18 protein-coding genes are annotated in these 19,369 nt (G+C 38.1%); 4 read left to right on the top strand and 14 right to left on the bottom strand.

Annotation, left to right across the window (positions count from 1 at the left end; genetic code table 11):
• Positions 1 to 45 precede the first annotated feature (45 nt).
• The 8 genes from C9J29_RS00895 to C9J29_RS00930 form a co-directional block, all read right to left on the bottom strand.
• A complete protein-coding gene (locus C9J29_RS00895; RefSeq protein WP_008178950.1) occupies positions 46 to 774 on the bottom strand; it encodes a GntR family transcriptional regulator in 729 nt (242 codons plus the stop codon).
• 188 nt (positions 775 to 962) lie between these two features.
• Positions 963 to 3,257: an FtsK/SpoIIIE family DNA translocase gene (locus tag C9J29_RS00900; RefSeq protein ID WP_090001035.1), complete on the bottom strand. Its 2,295-nt coding sequence runs from the start codon at positions 3,255 to 3,257 to the stop codon at positions 963 to 965.
• Between the two features lie 153 nt (positions 3,258 to 3,410).
• Positions 3,411 to 5,078: a ribonuclease J gene (locus C9J29_RS00905; protein WP_012293318.1), complete on the bottom strand. Its 1,668-nt coding sequence runs from the start codon at positions 5,076 to 5,078 to the stop codon at positions 3,411 to 3,413.
• An 895-nt stretch (positions 5,079 to 5,973) separates the two neighbouring features.
• Positions 5,974 to 6,873 carry a 4-hydroxy-tetrahydrodipicolinate synthase gene (gene dapA, locus C9J29_RS00910; protein ID WP_008178954.1) on the bottom strand — a complete coding sequence of 300 codons (900 nt, stop codon included), beginning with the start codon at positions 6,871 to 6,873 and terminating at the stop codon, positions 5,974 to 5,976.
• 13 nt (positions 6,874 to 6,886) lie between these two features.
• Entirely contained in the window at positions 6,887 to 7,924 is a 1,038-nt protein-coding gene (locus C9J29_RS00915) for an aspartate-semialdehyde dehydrogenase (protein ID WP_036124081.1), read from the bottom strand.
• 82 nt (positions 7,925 to 8,006) lie between these two features.
• Entirely contained in the window at positions 8,007 to 8,597 is a 591-nt protein-coding gene (locus tag C9J29_RS00920; protein WP_008178956.1) for a dipicolinate synthase subunit B, read from the bottom strand.
• Positions 8,591 to 9,370, bottom strand: a complete 780-nt coding sequence (locus C9J29_RS00925; RefSeq protein WP_008178957.1) for an NAD(P)-dependent oxidoreductase — start codon at positions 9,368 to 9,370, stop codon at positions 8,591 to 8,593. The genes C9J29_RS00920 and C9J29_RS00925 overlap by 7 nt, the downstream gene beginning before the upstream one ends.
• Before the next feature lie 9 nt (positions 9,371 to 9,379).
• The gene (locus tag C9J29_RS00930) at positions 9,380 to 9,643 is read right to left on the bottom strand and encodes a YlmC/YmxH family sporulation protein (RefSeq protein ID WP_004224966.1); all 264 of its coding nucleotides are present in this window, start codon (positions 9,641 to 9,643) and stop codon (positions 9,380 to 9,382) included.
• A 141-nt stretch (positions 9,644 to 9,784) separates the two neighbouring features.
• Between C9J29_RS00930 and C9J29_RS00935 the strand changes: the two genes are divergently transcribed.
• From C9J29_RS00935 to C9J29_RS00950, 4 genes are read left to right on the top strand one after another with little or no spacing between them, the layout of a single operon-like run.
• Positions 9,785 to 10,162 (top strand): GntR family transcriptional regulator, encoded by a 378-nt coding sequence (locus C9J29_RS00935; RefSeq protein WP_008178959.1) that lies wholly within the window; start codon positions 9,785 to 9,787, stop codon positions 10,160 to 10,162.
• 1 nt (position 10,163) lies between these two features.
• A complete protein-coding gene (locus tag C9J29_RS00940) occupies positions 10,164 to 11,006 on the top strand; it encodes an ABC transporter ATP-binding protein (protein ID WP_107921505.1) in 843 nt (280 codons plus the stop codon).
• Positions 11,007 to 11,008: 2 nt separating this feature from the next.
• On the top strand, positions 11,009 to 11,635 hold the full coding sequence (locus C9J29_RS00945; protein WP_090001031.1) for an ABC-2 transporter permease: 627 nt from the start codon (positions 11,009 to 11,011) through the stop codon (positions 11,633 to 11,635).
• A gap of 10 nt (positions 11,636 to 11,645) precedes the next feature.
• Positions 11,646 to 12,260, top strand: coding sequence for an ABC-2 transporter permease (locus C9J29_RS00950; RefSeq protein WP_090001029.1), 615 nt, complete (start codon positions 11,646 to 11,648; stop codon positions 12,258 to 12,260).
• Between the two features lie 32 nt (positions 12,261 to 12,292).
• On the opposite strand, the gene C9J29_RS00955 is transcribed toward C9J29_RS00950, so the two are convergent.
• The 6 genes from C9J29_RS00955 to pnp form a co-directional block, all read right to left on the bottom strand.
• The gene (locus C9J29_RS00955) at positions 12,293 to 12,787 is read right to left on the bottom strand and encodes a pyridoxamine 5'-phosphate oxidase family protein (RefSeq protein ID WP_107921506.1); all 495 of its coding nucleotides are present in this window, start codon (positions 12,785 to 12,787) and stop codon (positions 12,293 to 12,295) included.
• 11 nt (positions 12,788 to 12,798) lie between these two features.
• Positions 12,799 to 13,581: an ABC transporter ATP-binding protein gene (locus C9J29_RS00960; protein WP_089985355.1), complete on the bottom strand. Its 783-nt coding sequence runs from the start codon at positions 13,579 to 13,581 to the stop codon at positions 12,799 to 12,801.
• On the bottom strand, positions 13,581 to 14,573 hold the full coding sequence (locus tag C9J29_RS00965; RefSeq protein ID WP_008178967.1) for a FecCD family ABC transporter permease: 993 nt from the start codon (positions 14,571 to 14,573) through the stop codon (positions 13,581 to 13,583). The genes C9J29_RS00960 and C9J29_RS00965 overlap by 1 nt, the downstream gene beginning before the upstream one ends.
• A 17-nt stretch (positions 14,574 to 14,590) precedes the next feature.
• The gene (locus C9J29_RS00970) at positions 14,591 to 15,589 is read right to left on the bottom strand and encodes an ABC transporter substrate-binding protein (protein ID WP_090001024.1); all 999 of its coding nucleotides are present in this window, start codon (positions 15,587 to 15,589) and stop codon (positions 14,591 to 14,593) included.
• Between the two features lie 159 nt (positions 15,590 to 15,748).
• The gene (locus C9J29_RS00975; protein WP_090001022.1) at positions 15,749 to 16,972 is read right to left on the bottom strand and encodes a M16 family metallopeptidase; all 1,224 of its coding nucleotides are present in this window, start codon (positions 16,970 to 16,972) and stop codon (positions 15,749 to 15,751) included.
• An 82-nt stretch (positions 16,973 to 17,054) separates the two neighbouring features.
• Positions 17,055 to 19,169, bottom strand: coding sequence for a polyribonucleotide nucleotidyltransferase (gene pnp, locus C9J29_RS00980; protein WP_008178973.1), 2,115 nt, complete (start codon positions 19,167 to 19,169; stop codon positions 17,055 to 17,057).
• Positions 19,170 to 19,369: the final 200 nt, after the last annotated feature.

Raw genomic sequence — 19,369 nt, forward strand, 5'->3', positions numbered from 1 at the left:
CCCCCAAAGGTATTGTAATTAGCAGGAAAAAAATTTAGAAATGTTCTACACCCGTTTACGAACTACATGGAAGCTGAATTTATCAGCTCGGAAATAATTTTTTGAATAGAGCACTACTTGATCATGGTCATCGTAATGCAACTGCTTTAACACTAAAAGAGCTGTTTCACGTCCACAGTTTAAAATCGGTGAAGCTTGTTCATGATACCCAACTGGATCAATGTACGTAACCGCATAGGCCACATGGATTTTTCCAGATTGCTCAAGAGCAGAGAACAGTGAAACTTCTTTTTTTTCGACAAAGTCAGTAGGCAGGAAGCTTGCGGGTAGCTTGTCTATACAGTAAACTACGGGCTCACCGTCCGCTGTTCTGACACGTTCAATTGTGAGTATTTTATCGTCGCCATCACATTGGAAGCGTTTTAAATCTTCCTCAGAAGGGATGTGCTCGGCCGCTTTTAAAAAACGCGAACCAGGCTCCATACCCGCTGCCTCGATCATAGAAGAAATGCTCGATAAATGCTCGATGCCTGATGTAAACAACGGCTTAGGGTTGACAAAAGTCCCAACCCCGTGTCGGCGCACAATCACATTTTCCTCTTCCAACAGTCGAAGTGCCTCTCTAAGTGTTGCTCGACTGACTCCGAGTGATTTCGATAATTCAAATTCTGAAGGCAGCTTTTCATTTTCTTTAAAAATGCCAGCCTCAATGTCAGATTTTAAACGATCGATTACTTGAAGATAGAGATGACGATGATCTGCTTTAATAGTCACATATATCACCACCAAAATCAGAGATCAGACATCTGATGTACAACATTCCTACTAATCGTTCATAAATATAACATTTTTGCAGAATGAAATAAACAGTTTTAAATAAAATCTGTTATAGAATTCATTCTTTCTTCAAATTCGTTGCAAATAAATGGACAAATATACAGAAAGGACCATCCACTTAATGTTTAATTGTCGTATTGATGAATAAGCACCTGACGAGGTTTACTGCCCTCAGGAGGCCCGACAATACCGCGTTGTTCCATCTGATCAACAATACGTGCTGCCCTTGAATATCCTATTCGGAAGCGACGCTGAAGCATGGAGACAGATGCTGTTTGCATACTTACCACTAATTGTACAGCTTCGTCATATAATTCATCGGTTTCCTCTAAAATCGTTTCTTCTTCAGTAGGAATCATCTCCTCTTGATACTGAGCCTTTTGCTGTTCTATAACAAAATTCACAACAGCCTCAACCTCTTGATCCGATAAAAAGGCTCCTTGTACCCGTTTTGGTTTCGATGCACCGGCTGGTAAAAATAACATATCTCCGCGACCAAGTAATCGTTCTGCTCCACCCATATCTAAAATCGTTCTCGAATCAATAGCTGAAGAAACTGCAAAAGCAATTCGGGATGGAATATTAGCTTTAATGACACCTGTTAAAACATCTACACTTGGTCTTTGCGTTGCAATAATCAAATGGATTCCCGCTGCACGTGCCATTTGGGCTAAACGGGTAATTGAATCCTCCACATCACTAGATGCGACCATCATCAAATCTGCTAACTCATCTACAATGACTACAATATAAGGTAGCTTAGGATGCTTTTCATCTGTCTGTTCATTGACCTTTTGTACATGATTATTATAGCCTTCAATATTTCGTGTTCCAGTATGTGAAAACAGGTCATATCGACGTTCCATTTCAGAAACAACTTTTTTCAAGGCTTGAGAAGCTTTTCGTGCATCGGTCACAACAGGCGCCAATAAATGGGGAATACCGTTATAAACGTTTAACTCCACCATTTTCGGGTCAATCATCATAAGCTTTACTTCATGTGGTTTTGTACGCATTAGTATGGATACTACTATGCCATTTATACAGACACTTTTCCCACTACCCGTTGAACCCGCTACTAGTAAATGCGGCATTTTATTGAGCTCTGCTAGCACTGCTTGTCCCGTAATATCTCGTCCAAATGCTACCTGCAACAATGCTTCTGGCTTAGCGCCATCCTTCGATTCTAATACCTCTCGTAAAGTAACAATGGCTACCTCACTATTTGGCACTTCAATACCAATGGCGGATTTCCCAGGGATTGGTGCCTCCATACGAATATCCTTGGCAGCCAGCGCTAATGCTAGATCATCTTGCAGATTGACAATTTTACTTACCTTGACACCAATATCAGGTAAAATTTCATATTTTGTAACGGCTGGTCCTAAATGAACTTGTGTGACCTTTGCCTTTACGCCAAAGCTTTGCAATGTTTGTTCAAGCTTTTTGGCGTTCGCCTGGATGACGGAATATTCTCCACTTTGGTCATGTTGTGGTGGTAATTGTAATAGATTATAAGATGGAAGCTGGTAGTCTGCATTTTCTACAGTATCTGTCCCTTGAATATGGACCTCATCCATAGCTTCATCGTGTTCATTGTCCACTATTTCTGTCTGATCAAATATAGTTCTTTCCTGAGATACATTTTGGGTAAATGCAGAAATAATAGGCTCATGATGTATTTCTTCTTCTTCTTGCTCAGGCATATCCGTAGTTTGATTGACCGCTGCAATCTCGTCCACACTTTCTGCTCTAGAACGACGATTGCTTGGCTTTTTAGGTGCATTTTTTTTCTTATCTCGATGTTTCTTTTTCCATTTACCAAATAAATCTGGCATTTTCTCTGCCAAATATGGCACTAATGCTTTTCCAGTAACCAAAATCAAGCCGATAAAGAAAATAACCCAAGCAACGACTCTTGCCCCTGATGCTTCAAATAGAACGTGAAGACCACTAAATAAAAGAGCACCAATCATTCCACCACCTAGTGCATTACTGCGATGAATAATCCCCTCGGTATTGATGAGAATTCGCCATGATTCACGGAGAACCGAATCAGATAATAAGCCACCTGATTTTGATAATTGTTCAAATAATATGCCATGACTAAAGATGGTTAAGCTCATAATAATGAGGAGCATACCTAGAATTAAGCGGTCTTTCATACCGACTTTTTTTCGACCAATCATCATTAATAACGCAACAAATATTAGCATAAATGGAACCGCAAAATGTAAATTTCCTAATAGAAACATTGCGAATGTTTGTAGCGTACGCCCGATCATACCATATTCAAAAATCATGATGACCGCAAGCGCAATTAAGAGCAGTCCTAGAATTTCATACATAAGTGGAGACATTTCTTTTTTTTCTGTTGTTGCTTTGCTTTTAGTAGCCTTTTTTCTTTTACTAACCGCCATTTCTATCACCTTCTTCTGCAATCCATTTTATATATGTAGCGAATCATACCATGTAGAACTCGAACATTTCAAAAAAAGGATTTTCCACCGCAATTGGGAGAAAATCCTTTTCCATTTACTTTTCCTCAAAGCCTTGACGATGAGTCATTTGTATTAATATTCCATAATAATTGGGATAATCATTGGACGACGCTTTGTTTTCTGGAATAGGTACGTATTTAAAGTGTCACGAATTTCTTGCTTAATATTCGTCCATTCAAATGTATCTTTCCCTACATATTTTTCAATGACAGTCCTTGCGATGTCCGATGCCTCAACCATTAACTCTTCTGATTCACGAACATATACAAAACCGCGTGATAAAATTTCTGGACCAGACGCAATTTTCTTTTGGGCACGATTTAAGGTCACGACCACAATGAAAATACCATCCTGTGATAATAATTTACGATCACGAAGAACAATATTCCCCACATCGCCAACACCGATCCCATCAATTAAGACGTTACCAGCTTGTACACGTCCACTCATGCGCATCTTATTATTTTTATATTCAACAATATCCCCTTTATCAGCGATAAATATTTGGGATTTTTGCATGCCTAGCTGTTGAGCTAATTTAGAGTGGGCAATCAGCATACGATATTCCCCTTGAACAGGAATAAAATACTTTGGCTGCATTAAATTTAACATAAGCTTTAAATCTTCTTGACTACCATGACCTGATACGTGCACATTTTTGCTAGAAGTTAGAATTTCAGCCCCTGCTTTAGAAATGGAGTTCATCGTATTAGCCATTTGCACTTCCATACCAGGAGAAGGTGTAAATGTAATTAAAACTGTATCACCTTGCTTAATTTTAATGTCACGGTGATGCTTACGTACGATTTTTTCTAGAGCATCTAAAGGCTCCCCTTTATTGCCTGTTGTAATAATGATAATTTCATCGTCTTGATATTTTTGCATTTCTGAAATTGGAATAATCGTATCTTCTTCGACTGTTAAATAGCCAAGCTGTACACCTAAATCTACAGCCTTCTCTAATGGCTTCCCGACAATCACTACTTTACGGAATGATTTTTGAGCTTGAGCAAATACTTGTTGAATTCGGATAAAATTCGATGCATAAACAGCTACTAAAATACGACCTGGTGCTGAATGGAATGTTTTTGATAATTGTTCTTCAATGACAATTTCCGATGTTGTATAACCTGGTCGTTCAGCTTCGCAAGACTCAGATAATAGAATAAAGACGCCGTCTTCCCCTAACTGGGCCATTTTTGCTAAATCAGGTTTAAATTTACCTGTCGCTGATTGATCGAATTTGAACTCTCCTGTATGAACAATCGCGCCTTCAGATGTATGGAACACTACCCCTAACGAATCGGGAATACTATGTGTTGTGTGGAAGAATGTTACATACGTTGAGTTGAAATTCATACGACTACGGTTTGTTACTTCAAAAAACTTTACCTGATGTGGTGCAGGTAATTCTTTCAAATGTTCCTTTGCTAGAGCAATTGTTAATTTTGAGCCGTACACTGGTGCCTTTATTTTTTGCAATACATAGGCAATCGAGCCAATTGCATCTTCATGTCCGTGTGTTAAGAATATACCTTTCACACGCTCTTTATTTTCTTCTAAGTACGTAATGTCAGGGATCACGATATCGATGCCTAGCATCTCGTCCTCTGGGAACATTAAGCCGCTATCTACTACAAATAGCTCTTCATCAATTTCTACTACGTACATTGCTTTTCCAATTTCGCCCACACCCCCAAGAGGGATGATTCGAATCAGTTCATTTTTCTTTTTTGTCAATTTATTTCCTCCTAAAAAATATCCCGAACAGCAACCACTTAACATTTATTATACGGTTTGCTAAGCTTTTGCACAAATTAAAAATACATGTTTCACAACAGAAATATATTTTCTTATCTTTTCCTTATTGCTAGCAGATGGAAAGACAGATATTGGAATCCTTATCGAAATAGAGTCATTAAAGTATTTTTGAGGATGAGAAGTTATGGATTTCTGAAATAAAAAGGAAGCCGATTTGAATGATCAGCCTCGCAGGCTGTTGAAAAAGTCCATCGAGAAGTTCACTCTCTATACTTTTCTTCCTCTTGCACCTTCAATATTTGGTAAATCACTGCCTATATCCACATACGCTTCGAGCAAAGTTGCTCTATTAAGTTACTTGCCATGTCCAAATAGCCAGTTTCTTTAAATTCATGGCAGCCAAAGCAAGCATCGCCTGCATGGACAATTTTTTAGAGGATATCTAAATAAAAAATCTATAGCAGCTTTTAGTTTTCGCACGAAATGATCTTTGGGAATTCATTGATCAATCGAAGGGGCATATTCCTAGCGTACAAGCAATTAAGCTAGTTCAAATTGTTCACGTTCATTGATTTGATTTTCCGTCATCATGGTTGACCACCTCATAACTTTAAATGAATAAGAAGTTCTTTATGTAGAAATTGAGTGGAGTGAATTGCGGGAAAGTCGAGATTCTGGACTGAGCGGATATTTTCTGTGCGAAAGCAAAGCAGCTACAAAGTGAGGGAAGCAGATCGACCCCGCACATAGTGGAAATCAACGGCTTTACTTTTTTTATCTTATGGTAAAAGAAAAAAGACTGTAGCCAACTCAAAATTCATTGAGTTCGTCTACAGTCCGCGAGACTGATTTGAATGATCTGCCTCGTTTTTATTTATCTAAAACTTCTCGCTTTTTCTTGATACGTATCCCAAATGTTATCAAAGTTAGCCTTCTCTTCATCGGTCATTTCCATCATTGGCAAGCGAACATTGAGTGTATCAAAGCCTAGTTTTGTCATTGCATATTTAATAGGTGAAGGGTTTGGTTGAGCGAACAGCGCGCGTACAAGAGGTAATAATGCTCGGTGAATTTTAGCTGCTAGCTTATGATTTCCTTCTTCAAACGCTTTAATCATTAATTGCATATCATTGCCTACTACATGAGCAGCGACGGAAATAATGCCTGCCCCGCCAATCGCCATTAGTGGCAATGTTAGGCCATCATCTCCGCTATACACTAAGAAATCATCATCTGGATCAACATTTTCAATAACATCACCCATCTGATCCAAATTGCCGCTTGCTTCTTTAATCCAAGCAATGTTAGGAATCTTACTTAATGCAACAGAAGTTTCATAGGCCACATTCACACCAGTACGCCCAGGGACATTATAGAGCATAACTGGTAGACTCGTTTGTTTAGCAATCGTTTCAAAGTGAGCAAAGATCCCACGTTGATTTGGTTTATTGTAGTAAGGAGCTACAAGCATGATGCCATCTGCTCCATTTTCTTCTGCTTTATGGGTCATGGCTATAGAGTATGCTGTTTCATTGTCCCCTGTACCAGCAATAACTGGCACACGACCAGCTACCTTTTCTACTGTAAAACGAACAACCTCTATTTTTTCTTCAGTAGACATTGTAGGATTTTCAGAAGTCGTACCACAAGCAACAATACAATCTGTACCATTGTCGATCAAATGATTAATAATACGTTCTAATTCTGGATAATTTATCGTGCCATCATCTTTAAACGGCGTAATCATAGCCGTTCCAATTCGACCTAAATTCATCCTTACACCCCTCTTATAGTAAGTTATCCTCAAGCATTGCTTCTGCAATTTGGATAGAGTTTAATGCAGCGCCTTTTAATAGATTGTCAGAAACGATCCATAGATGGAATCCTTTTTTGTTGTCTAAATCTTGACGGATACGTCCTACAAAAGTAGCGTCTTCCCCTTCTGCATAAATAGGCATTGGGTAAGTTTGTGTTGCAATATCATCTTGTAATACTATACCTGGTGCATTGCGTAATACGTCAAAAATCTCTTGGATTGATGTTTCTTTCTCTACCTCAATATAAACAGACTCTGAGTGACCTGAAACGACCGGCACACGAACGCAAGTAGCAGCAACTTTTAGCTCTGGTGCATGCATAATTTTTTTCGTCTCATTAATCATTTTCATTTCTTCGTATGTAAATCCGTTATCTGTGAATTTATCAATTTGTGGAATGACATTACGAGCGATTGGGTAATGGCGTTTATCACTACCAGATGGTAAAATATTTGCTTCTACATCCCTACCGGCTTCCCAGTTTGCGCTTTGTGTTTTTAATTCTTCAATAGCAGAAATACCTGCACCTGAAACCGCCTGATACGTTGAAACAAGCACTTTTGTTAATCCAAATGCTTTACGAATTGGCTCAAGTGCAGCTACCATTTGAATTGTCGAGCAGTTTGGATTTGCAATAATCCCTTTATGCTTCGCCAGATCGCCTCGATTCACTTCAGGTACAACAAGTGGTACCTCTGGATCCATTCGGAAATGGCTCGTATTGTCAATAACTACCGCACCACGCTTTGCTGCTTCGGGTGCAAGCACAGCTGATACTGAACCACCAGCTGAGAATAAAGCGACATTGACGCCTTCAAAAGCTTCAGGTGTCGCTTCTTCAATTGTATATGTTTGACCATTAAACTCGATTGATTTTCCTGCTGAACGTGCAGATGCTAGAAATTTAATGTTCCCTATTGGAAATTTACGTTTGATTAATTGCTCCATCATTTTTGATCCTACTGCTCCTGTTGCTCCAACAACCGCAACTGTTAACTGCTTTGTCATCTGTCATCTCTCCTTGAATACAAGTTCCATAATGTGTGCTATTGTATCACAAAAATACTGAAAATTGTGTGTAATCTATGATTTATTTGAAATATTGTATCAACAGCGGTTGTAATTGCTTTTTCTGCGTAATTGCTGCATGAACAGTATCTACCATTTGGTCAAAATCAGCAATTAGAGAATTTGGTTTGGAGTGAGGAGAGTCCTGACCAAATGGGATAAAATAAATATTTTTGGCATTTAACAACTTCATTATATTTATTCCATTTAAGCCCAGTGCATCATTTGTTGAAATTCCTAACACTACAGGTGATCCATTACGTAAAGTTGCCTTTGCTGCCATAAGAACAGGGCTATCTGTGGCCGCATTGGCAAACTTACTAATACTATTACCTGTCATTGGAGCGATTACCATTGCATCCAGTGGATTGGATGGACCAAATGGCTCCGCTTCTTTTATAGAAGAAATAACTTTTTCTCCAGTTAAAGCTTCTATTTTTGCAATCCATTCCTCCCCTGTACCAAAGCGTGTAGCTGCATGTAAAACGGAATGGGTAATGATTGGTATAACTGTTGCACCAACATCCATAAAATTTTGAATTTTAGGTATGACATCTTCATACGTACAATGAGAGGCTGTAATACCTAGGCCAATTCGTTTCCCCGTTAACAATTTTCTTCCTCCTCTATGGCCTTGCACAGAATTTCAGCAGCATCATGTGCAAAGTATTTCCCAGGCAATGATGGCAACAGTACATATGTTTGCAGTTGCTCAGCATCTATATCCAAACAGCCTGGCTCTGAGGCTAAATCATATAAAACTGCTGGAACATGATCTTTAAACGATTCTGTAATCCATTTAGCTGGAATGGTATTAATAAATGTACCTTCATTAATTGACCATAAACGATCATCTAAGTCCGTAGCTTTATAGCCATATGCTTTAGCTTCACTCACTTGTACAACCGAACGTGCAACAATATGAACATTTGCCCCCATTTTAACTAGTAAAGAAGCGAGCATTTTTGCGATACGTCCGAAACCTGCGATTGTAAAGTTTTGTCCGTAAATACATTTTTGCTCGAGTCCGTAAAACGTGGCGATAAACCCCTCTGCTGTTAATCTAGCATTTTGCCAAATAAACGATTCTTGTTGCAAATAGCAAAGGGATTCATTTTTTTCTAGCAGATGCTTCCAGTGCATCGTTAAACGACCTGTATAGAATTTAACCTGTGATATACCATATAGCTGTTCTACTTCTATTTTTAAAGGCAGGATAGGTAGAATAATTTTATTTGGTTGAAATTCTAAAACAAGTTTATTTAACTCCTCGTTCCAAACTGTCGTTCTTTTATAAAACACTGTTCTCGATGGACTTCTTAACATTGTTGCTAGTTCTTTTAATCTGGAGTCCTCACCGATAACGAGCCATTTTTCGTTTTCCAAAAGCTCACCTCACTGTAAATATTCTGACTGTACTGTAGATGTCTTGTTAAATAAAATTCGATCTTCACCAATTAATATAATTTCGTGCCAAGGTATCATTTCACTAACCTTCATTTTCTTTTTTTGGAAAGGTAATTTATCTTTGACAATCTCAAAACCATGTATTTTTCCTGTTTGCACATCTAATAGGCATTCTGTATGAGCCAGGATGCCAAAATGTACACCACCCTCAATTTGAATTAACTCTTTATCCACCATCTCAGATAGTAGCATTCCTCATCTCCCTCCTTGAGCCGTTACCTCAATATATGCCGAGTTTTTGTAAATCGTGCCCCCTACCAAAAGTAGGAATATATTGCATTTCCGCTCCAAACTGTGTATTGTGTATATATACAGTTATAAGAGGTGAGGATTTTGCATATCCATTTAAGCAATGCCAGTGATAAGCCCATATATGAGCAAATCACCATCCAGCTCAAAGAAGCCATTCTAGCTAATAAATTGCAAGCAGGTGATGCCCTACCATCCATTCGTGCTTTAGCTAAAGATTTAAAAATAAGCGTAATGACTACTAAACGAGCCTATGCCGATTTAGAACGGGATGGCTTTATTGAAACAGTCGCTGGGAAGGGAAGCTTTGTAACGGAACGTAACCAGGATTTCCTGCGTGAGGAGCTCTTGCGACAAGTAGAGGAACATGTACTGAAAGCCGTAAAATTAGCGAAAACAGCTGGTCTATCAAATGAAGAATTACAAGATTTAGTCACTTTAATGTTAGAGGGGGATCATTAAGATGAATGCTATTGAAATTCATGACTTACATAAAGGATTTGAAGGTTTTTCACTAAAAGATGTAAGTTTTTCAGTACCTCAAGGAACAGTAATGGGCTTTGTTGGAGAAAATGGAGCTGGAAAATCGACAACGATTAAATGCATGCTTAATTTAGTAAAAAAAGAATACGGCGATATATTACTTTTTAATAAAGATCATGTCGAACATGAGCAATCGATAAAAAAGGACATTGGCGTGGTTTTTGACGAATTACACGTATCCGAAACGCTGACTGCTACTCAGCTCGACAAAATTATGAAAAAGGTATTTAAAACATGGGATACAGACTATTACTTCGAACGATTAGCTCAATTTAACGTACCAAAGAAGAAAAAAATCAAGGAACTATCGCGAGGCATGAGGATGAAGCTATCAATTGCATTAGCATTGTCCCATCATCCGAAGCTCTTAATTTTAGATGAACCAACAAGTGGTTTGGACCCCATTATTCGCGATGAAATTTTAGATTTATTTTTAGCATTTATGCAGGATGAAACACACAGTATTCTTTTTTCTTCCCATATTACAAGTGATTTAGAAAAAATAGCCGACCATATCACCCTTATTCATAATGGAGAAATTTTATTGAGTGAAAGTAAAGATGCCCTTTTATATGAGTATGGCATTTTCAAAGGAAGTCTTGAGGAGGTAAACGAATTACCTGAGCATGCGATTATAAGAAAGCGCAATGGCGTATTTGGAATCGAGGCATTAGTACTTAAAAAGGAAGTAAATGAGATTTTTAAACTTGAAAGACCCTCTATCGAAGATATTATGCTATTTTTCGTGAAAGGGTGTGTTTGATTATGATTGGTTTACTAGTAAAAGATTTTATGACCATTCAGCGTCAAATGAAGTCACAATTATTTGTCATACTTTTTCTCCTTATTATGGCTATTCTTATGCGAGAAACTTCTATGCTTTTAGCTGTTATTGTTTTTATTGTTACCATTCAAGCCATTACTGCCCTTGCGTATGATGAACAATGCAACTGGGATAAGTACGCTAATACCTTTCCAATTACGAAAGCTGATATTGTGCTTAGTAAATACTTACTAAGCGTGTTATTAATGCTAATCGGTCTTGTCATTGCTCTACCAATCATTTTTCTTATTCATCAATTGAGCAGTAATGAGATGACTGCTCAATTTTTCCTCACGTTTATGATGATTGTAACATCGGCCCTTTGTCTTTTAGCCGTTTTTTTACCTATTTATATTAAATATGGCTCTCTAAAAGGAAGAATGGTTCTGATTGCACTTTGTCTTATCCCTGGCTTTTTAATGGGGATGTTTAAAGGGGATATACCCACAATGATTATGACATTTTTAGATTTAAAGCAATTAATCTATTTTACACCTTTCGCTGGACTTCTGTTACTGTGGCTATCCTCACTCATTTCTACAGAAATCTATAAACGAAAAGAATTCTAGGGGTGATTCCATGCGTGCCTTATTAGTACAAAGATTTATCGTACAAAGATGGACTATCCTTTTTGCAATCACTATCTGTTTCGTTCTTTATTTCATACGCTTGCCTTATTTAGATAGCCCATCCATTTGTCTATTTGTTGTAGTTGTTTCCGCTAACCTCGTTGAAAATTTATATAAAGGGGATCGTCAAGTAAAATGGGAAGTTTATGTTAATAGCTTGCCTCTTTCAAAGAAAGTCCAATTACAGTCGGATTTCCTTTTTTGCTATGCCTTTGTTGCAAGTCTCTTTATCTTAATTGCACCATTGTACTTTTCACAGACTGAAGCGTCTACAAATTTTATTGGGCATTTTGCCATGTATTTTGGTTTTATCAGTAGCTCTTTTTTTCTTCTTTCTAGTCAATTTTATATTCAACAGCTCGAGGAAACGGAGAAAATGCGATCTTTACGGATGCTTACAGCTACAGTGCTAATTATAGCTCTTAATTCAGTTGTTCATTTTTATTTATCACTAGTAGCAGGGAATCTTTTCATCTTGTTAATCCCTACGCTTATAAGTATCTTTAGTAGCTGGTTAGTTTTTCAAAAATGTCTTCATTTATTGATGACACGAGAAATATTTTAACAGTCAAAAAAATAGGCTGCCCTTAAGGCAACCTATTTTTTATCTACAACTACATGAATTAATGTATCATTGGCAATATCAATCGTAAAGGCTTTCCCAAATCCAACAACATAACGCCCCTCTATTGGCGTTAGTTCGAATAAATAAAAATCAAGTGAGCGCAACAACTCCATCATTTTTGCATTAAACAGTTGATCGAATGTCGCAAATATATCCTCATGACCTTCATTACCTAATTTTTTCGGCATACATTGCCAACGTGCTCGCTCTGGAGCAAATGGATTGGCTGTTACAGCCTCATCTGCTACACATATTAAATCAACCACTTCGGATTGATCCATGAGTTGGTAATGCTCTGCTACTTGGCTAATATAAACATAAAACTTTCCGTTGAGTCGCACAAAAGGCGTAGTACTACTAAAAGGCTTACCTTCCCCATTCACGAAGCTTAACACACAGTTTTTTTTACTTTGTATAAAGTTTTCATAATCTTGTTTTACTTGTTCAATATCAATTGCTTTTGGCATATTATTTCCCCCTATACTCTTACCGTATTTTTTAATTGAATTCTCGGAGCATTATCCCAAGATACATATTGAATTTCAGCTTCCATACGATATATTTGTTGGATCATTTGTTCAGTCATAACTTCATCCGGTGTCCCTATTTGTGCTCGGTTACCATCCTTTACAACGACGATTTTATCGCTGTAACTAGAGGCTTGGTTCAAATCATGAAGCACCATCACAACTGTCATACCCATATCACGATTAAGCTCCCGTACTAATTCTAGCACTTCATGCTGATGAGCAATATCTAAAAAGGTCGTGGGCTCATCCAATAATAAGACTTGTGGCCGTTGTGCCAAAGCCATCGCAATCCATGCTCGCTGTGCCTCACCACCAGACAAAGCGGCTATTGGTTTTTCTTTATATTGGGAGAGATAGGTTTTTTCCAATGCCCAATCAATAATTGCCTCATCCTCTGCATTCAGGCGTTCAAACCACTTTTTATGCGGATATCGACCATAGGCCACTAAACTTTTGACAGAAATATCGCTCGGTGCTTGGTTTTGCTGACTCAGCATACACATTTTGCGTGCAATTTCCTTTGAGGATAGTCGACGCATATTTTCTCCTTCAAACAGGATATTCCCATCACTGTACGGCTGCATCCGTGCAATCGCCTTTAATATCGTTGATTTACCAGAGCCATTCGGTCCAATAATCGATAGAATCTCGCCTTGTTCCACTTCAAATGAAAAATTATGGACAACTTCCTTTTGTTCATAGCTGATGGATAGCTGTTCAATTTTTAACATTAAAACGCCCTCTTTCTCATTAAGTATAAGAAGTAAGGTCCACCGATTACCGCCATTAAAATACCCGCCGGAATATCAAGTGGTGCAAATAATGTACGTCCGCCCGTATCGGCAACCAATAAAACAATCGCCCCCAAGGCCATACTCATAGGCAACATGTATTTATAATCAGAACCAACTAATAATCTCGCCATATGAGGTACAATTAATCCAACAAAGCTGATCATTCCCACTGCAGCAACAGATATCGCTGCTAAAAAGACAGCTAATATTGATAGCATAATACGAATACGTGTTACACTTTCCCCTAAATTAGTAGCGACCTGATCGCCCAAACGGATAATGTTAGCTTTGCGAATCGCAAATATGGATAGTATCCAGCCTATAATGGCGTACAAATAAATCATATGCAGCGATGCATTTCCTTTTGCAGCGAGACTACCATTCATCCATTGTACTGCCGATGGTAGACGATCACTATATAAAATCGACAAAAATCCAATGACGCCCCCACATAAAGCATTTACTGCAACCCCTGATAAAATAATGGTGATTGGGGTAATGCCTGTCCGTCTCCAGGCGAGTGCATAGACAATTGCTGCGGCAATTAAACCACCAACAAAGGCGGCGATAGGAATTAAATGAGTTAATTCTGGATTTGCTAAAAGGATTATCAATACAAATGCTGCAGCACCACTTGTTACCCCTGTTAAACCCGGATCTGCTAATGGATTTCCCATGACTGCCTGTAGTAAAGCCCCTGATATAGCTATACTTGCGCCAATAATTAAAGCTAGTAACACGCGGGGAAGGCGGATATCCCATATAATCGTTGTATACACACCCTCTTGACCACGACCATTGATAAGGGTCGATAAAATATCAGGTATAGAAATATGGACACTACCTAATCCTATTGCTATTACTGCGGCTAATATGGTTACCACAAATGTCGTGATAATAATCATGCGACTTCTTGCTGTAAGAATCATACCTCTACCTCACGAACTTATTTATAGAAATAATCTGCAATTGTTGTTAGTGCTGTCTCAGCATTTGTAATAGATGTGACACCGAAAATACTGTAATCAAGCATATAGATTTTGTCATTTTTGTATGCTGATAATTGTTGCCAAGCACTATTTTTTTCAATTTCTTGTTTAAATTTATCTTCATTCGCTCCATGATCGCCAGACGCTAAGACAAACACAATATCTGGATCTGCTACAACAATATCTTCTAAATTCATTGGTGAATAAGTAGATTCTGCTTTTAATACTGATTTCGCAATATTATCTGCTCCCAATCTTTCGACTAAGCTTCCTAAATAGGATTTGTCGTTCATTACCATAAAGGAATCAGATGTTCCGATAACCAGCATAACAGATGGTAGTTCTTTTCCTTGTGCTTGCTCTTCCAGCTCTTTTTCTTTTGCTATAAGATTTTGCAAGATTTCATTTACTTTGTCTTCCTTATCAAAGTATGTACCTAGCACCTTAAAACTTAATTTTAAGTCATCATACGAATCTGTTGGTAAATAAGCTGTTGGAAGATTCATTCCCTGTAGTGCTTGATCTAATGAGCTTTGTAGAGAAGAAGCGCCAAGAATCAAATCTGTTTGTAAACTCGAAATAACTTCTAAATCTGGTGACATAGGTGAACCAATTTTTGTAATCGAATCAAAGTCTGATGGTATCGGATTTGTCGATGTTGGTACTCCCACTGGTGTGATCTCCAAAAGATGTAGCATTTCTGTTAAAGGAACTGATGTCGTCACAATTTTTTCTGGAACGGTTGTAGGAAAGCTTGCTAATGCCTTCTGAAAGGCTTCTTCATCAACACCATCTTGAAATTCCTCTTTTTTGACTGTCGAAGTATCAGCAGCTTCATCTTGCTTTGCTACTTCTTCCTTTTGAATTTCTTTGTCTGCAACTTTCTCTTCTTGGTCTGCACAGCCAACCAGTGCTAATGATAATGCGAATGTACTAACATATAGCCATTTTTTCATATCTACTATTTCCTCCGTGTAAATGAAAATGATTTTCAATATCAATTATACTATCAAAGTTAATTGATAATTACAATGCCTAATTGATAATATAAATAAAAAGGAGGTGTCTCAATAATCATTTGAGACACCTCCTTTAAGACTATACGATGAGGTATTTTATTCGCTTGGTCCAATAATTGAAATGGCCGGCTCTGCTTTCAAAATTTTAGCAATCAATCGATCCACTGAGTCCATGGATACAGCCTCTATAGACGCCAGTACCTCGTCTACTGTACGATGTTTACGATGAACAAGCTCACTCGTACCATTTCGATTCATACGTGCGCCAGTTCCCTCCAACCCTAGAACAAAGCTACCTTTCAGCTGCTCTTTTGCATTATCAAGCTCTTCTTCTGTGACACCACCTGCGACAATATCGAGTAAAGTAGCATCAATAGTATGTTGTAGCTGTGATAATTGCTGACGGCTAGTACTGCCATAAATGGTGAATGCCCCAACATCTGCATAACAGGATTGGTAAGAGAAAATAGAATAAGCTAGACCTCTTTCTTCACGCACCTCTTGAAACAATCGTGAGCTCATATTACCACCAATAATATTATTTAACGCAATAAAGCTATACATATCAGGGTCCTTTACACCAATAGCCGGATAGGATATAGCTAAATGTGCTTGCTCAGTATCTCGGATTTTCGAAATTTCTCCAGGATGAAATGAAGGATTTGTCAGCACAGGCGCAATCGCAACTGCGGAAGGCTGATATTGTCCAAATAATTGTTCAATCGTTGCCATGAGTTGAGGTGAAATATTGCCCGCAATGGAAATCACCACTGACTCTGGACCGTAATGTTTGGCCATATAATGGCGAATCGCCTCTGCAGTAAATGTCTTTAATGTAGCTGCACTGCCCAATATCGGACGGCCCAGTGCATCATTGGGATACATAACACTCCACAGCTTTTCATGCACATCATCATCCGGAGCATCTTCGCTCATTAAAATTTCCTCTAATACGACTTGTCGTTCTTTTTCTAGTTCTTCTTCTGCAAATGTAGAATTAAAAAACATATCAGCCAAAATAGAGACTGCTAGCTCTGCATGATGATCTAAAACTTTTGCATAATAACACGTATTTTCCTTAGATGTGAAAGCATTTAATTCTCCACCTATCCGATCAAATTCTTCCGCAATTTGACGAGCTGAACGACTTGGTGTTCCTTTAAACAACATATGCTCTATAAAATGTGTAATACCGTTCTCTTCAGGTAGTTCATAGCGTGAACCCGCATTTACAAAAATACCTAAAGCAACAGATCTTACATGGTTAATTTGCTCCGACACAATACGAACACCATTCTGACATGTATGTACTTGAACCAAAAAATCTCCCCCAACTATATATTTCTTTATGATGATAAACTATTTAAAAAGGCTGCGCATTAGACGCAGCCTTTTATCTTTATTATTTTTGTTGTTCAGCGCGTTCTTTTTCCTCTTGTAGTACTACTTTACGAGATAAATTCACACGACCTTGTTTGTCAATTTCAATTACTTTTACTAGTAATTGATCGCCAAGTTTTAAGACGTCTTCCACTTGCTTTGTACGTTCCTCCTGAATTTCAGAAATGTGAAGCAAGCCATCTTTACCTGGGAAGATTTCACAAAACGCACCGAATTTTTCAATACGCTTCACTGTCGATAAGTAGTATTCCCCTACTTTAGCTTCACGTACGATATCTTCAATAATTTGTTTTGCGCGTGCATTCATTTCTTCATTAGCAGAAGAAATATAGATTGTACCATCTTGTTCTGTATCAATCTTAACGCCCGTTTCTTCAATAATTTTATTAATTTGTTTTCCGCCAGGTCCAATAACATCGCGAATTTTATCTGGATTGATTTTAACAATCACGATTTTTGGTGCAAATTCAGATAATTGTGTACGTGGCTCTGCAAGTGTCGCAAGCATTGATTCTAAAATATGCATACGACCTACTTTAGCTTGTGTCAATGCTTCTTCTAAAATATTGCGTGATAGGCCATCGATTTTAATGTCCATTTGTAGAGCTGTTACACCTTTAGCTGTACCAGCCACTTTAAAGTCCATATCACCTAGATGATCTTCCATACCTTGAATATCTGTTAAAATAGAATAATGTTCACCTTTTTTAATAAGGCCCATTGCAATACCTGCAACTGGTGCTTTTAAAGGAACACCAGCATCCATCATAGCTAATGTAGATGCACAAATAGAGGCTTGAGATGTTGAACCATTTGATTCAAGTACTTCTGATACACAACGAATTGTATATGGGAAAACAGACTCATCAGGAATAACTGCTTCCAGTGCACGTTCTCCTAAAGCTCCATGACCAATTTCACGACGACCTGGTCCACGAATTGGTCCTGTCTCACCAACCGAGAATTGAGGGAAATTATAGTGGTGCATGAAGCGTTTTGATTCTTCGACACCTAAACCGTCAATAATTTGTACATCACCAAGCGCACCTAACGTACAGATAGAAAGTGCTTGAGTTTGTCCACGTGTAAATAGACCTGAACCGTGAGTACGTTGTAATATTCCTGTTTCAGAGGAAAGTTGTCGAATCTCGTCTAGTTTACGACCATCTGGACGAATTTTATCTTCAGTGATCTGACGACGTACTTCATCTTTTACCATCTTATCAAGTATTGTATAAACCTGCTTCATCGTATCATCATCTGCTTCTTGCTCTTCATAGGAAGCAATAATACGATCTTTTACAGCTTGAATCGCTTCGTCACGAGCATGTTTCTCAGCAGTTTGAATAGCATCATGCATATCCGTCTCACAAGCAGCCTTTATATCCGCTTGGATTGCTTCATCAATTTCAAATAATGTAACTGGTTTCTTTTCTTTTCCTACCTCAGCCACAATTTGCTCTTGGAATGCGATAATTTTTTTAATTTCTTCATGTCCAAACATAATCGCTTCTAACATCACTTCTTCTGGAACTTCAAGTGCGCCAGCTTCAACCATGTTGATAGCGTCCTTGTTCCCTGCTACAGATAAATGAATTGTCGATTGGTTCGATTGTTCCACTGTTGGATTCACAATGAACTCCCCGTTAATATAACCAACTTGTACACCTGCGATCGGTCCATCAAATGGAATGTCAGAAATAGCCAAAGCTAATGAAGAACCAACCATTGCTGCCATTTCAGACGTACAGTCAGAATCATTTGACATAACCATAGAGATCACTTGAACTTCGTTACGGAAACCATCTGGGAACATCGGACGGATTGGACGGTCGATTAAACGGCTCGCCAATATAGCTTTCTCAGATGGACGCCCTTCACGCTTAATAAAGCCGCCAGGAATTTTACCTGCAGCATATAGACGTTCTTCATAGTTTACTGTTAATGGGAAGAAATCAAGTGGTTTTGGTGATTTTGACATTGTGGCTGTAGATAATACGGAAGTATCGCCATAGCGTACTAATACAGCTCCGTTTGCTTGTTTTGCTAACTGTCCTACTTCAATTACAAGTGGACGGCCAGCCCATTCGTAGGAATAGACTTTCTTTTCGTTCATTCAATGAACCCCTCTCTATTATAAAAACACTTACTTCGTCTGTATGTACTAATTGTAAGTGTACCAAAAATGCTTGTTCTATGCTCAAAAATATTTCTTGAAATAATCATACATTTAAATTCAGTTATTGCCAATTTATTTAAGATTTATTTCTATATTTTATTGAAAAAACATTTTTATACTTTTGTTATATGGAATTG

It is taken from the genome of Lysinibacillus fusiformis (genome assembly GCF_003049525.1).
In the GTDB taxonomy this organism is placed as follows: domain Bacteria; phylum Bacillota; class Bacilli; order Bacillales_A; family Planococcaceae; genus Lysinibacillus; species Lysinibacillus fusiformis.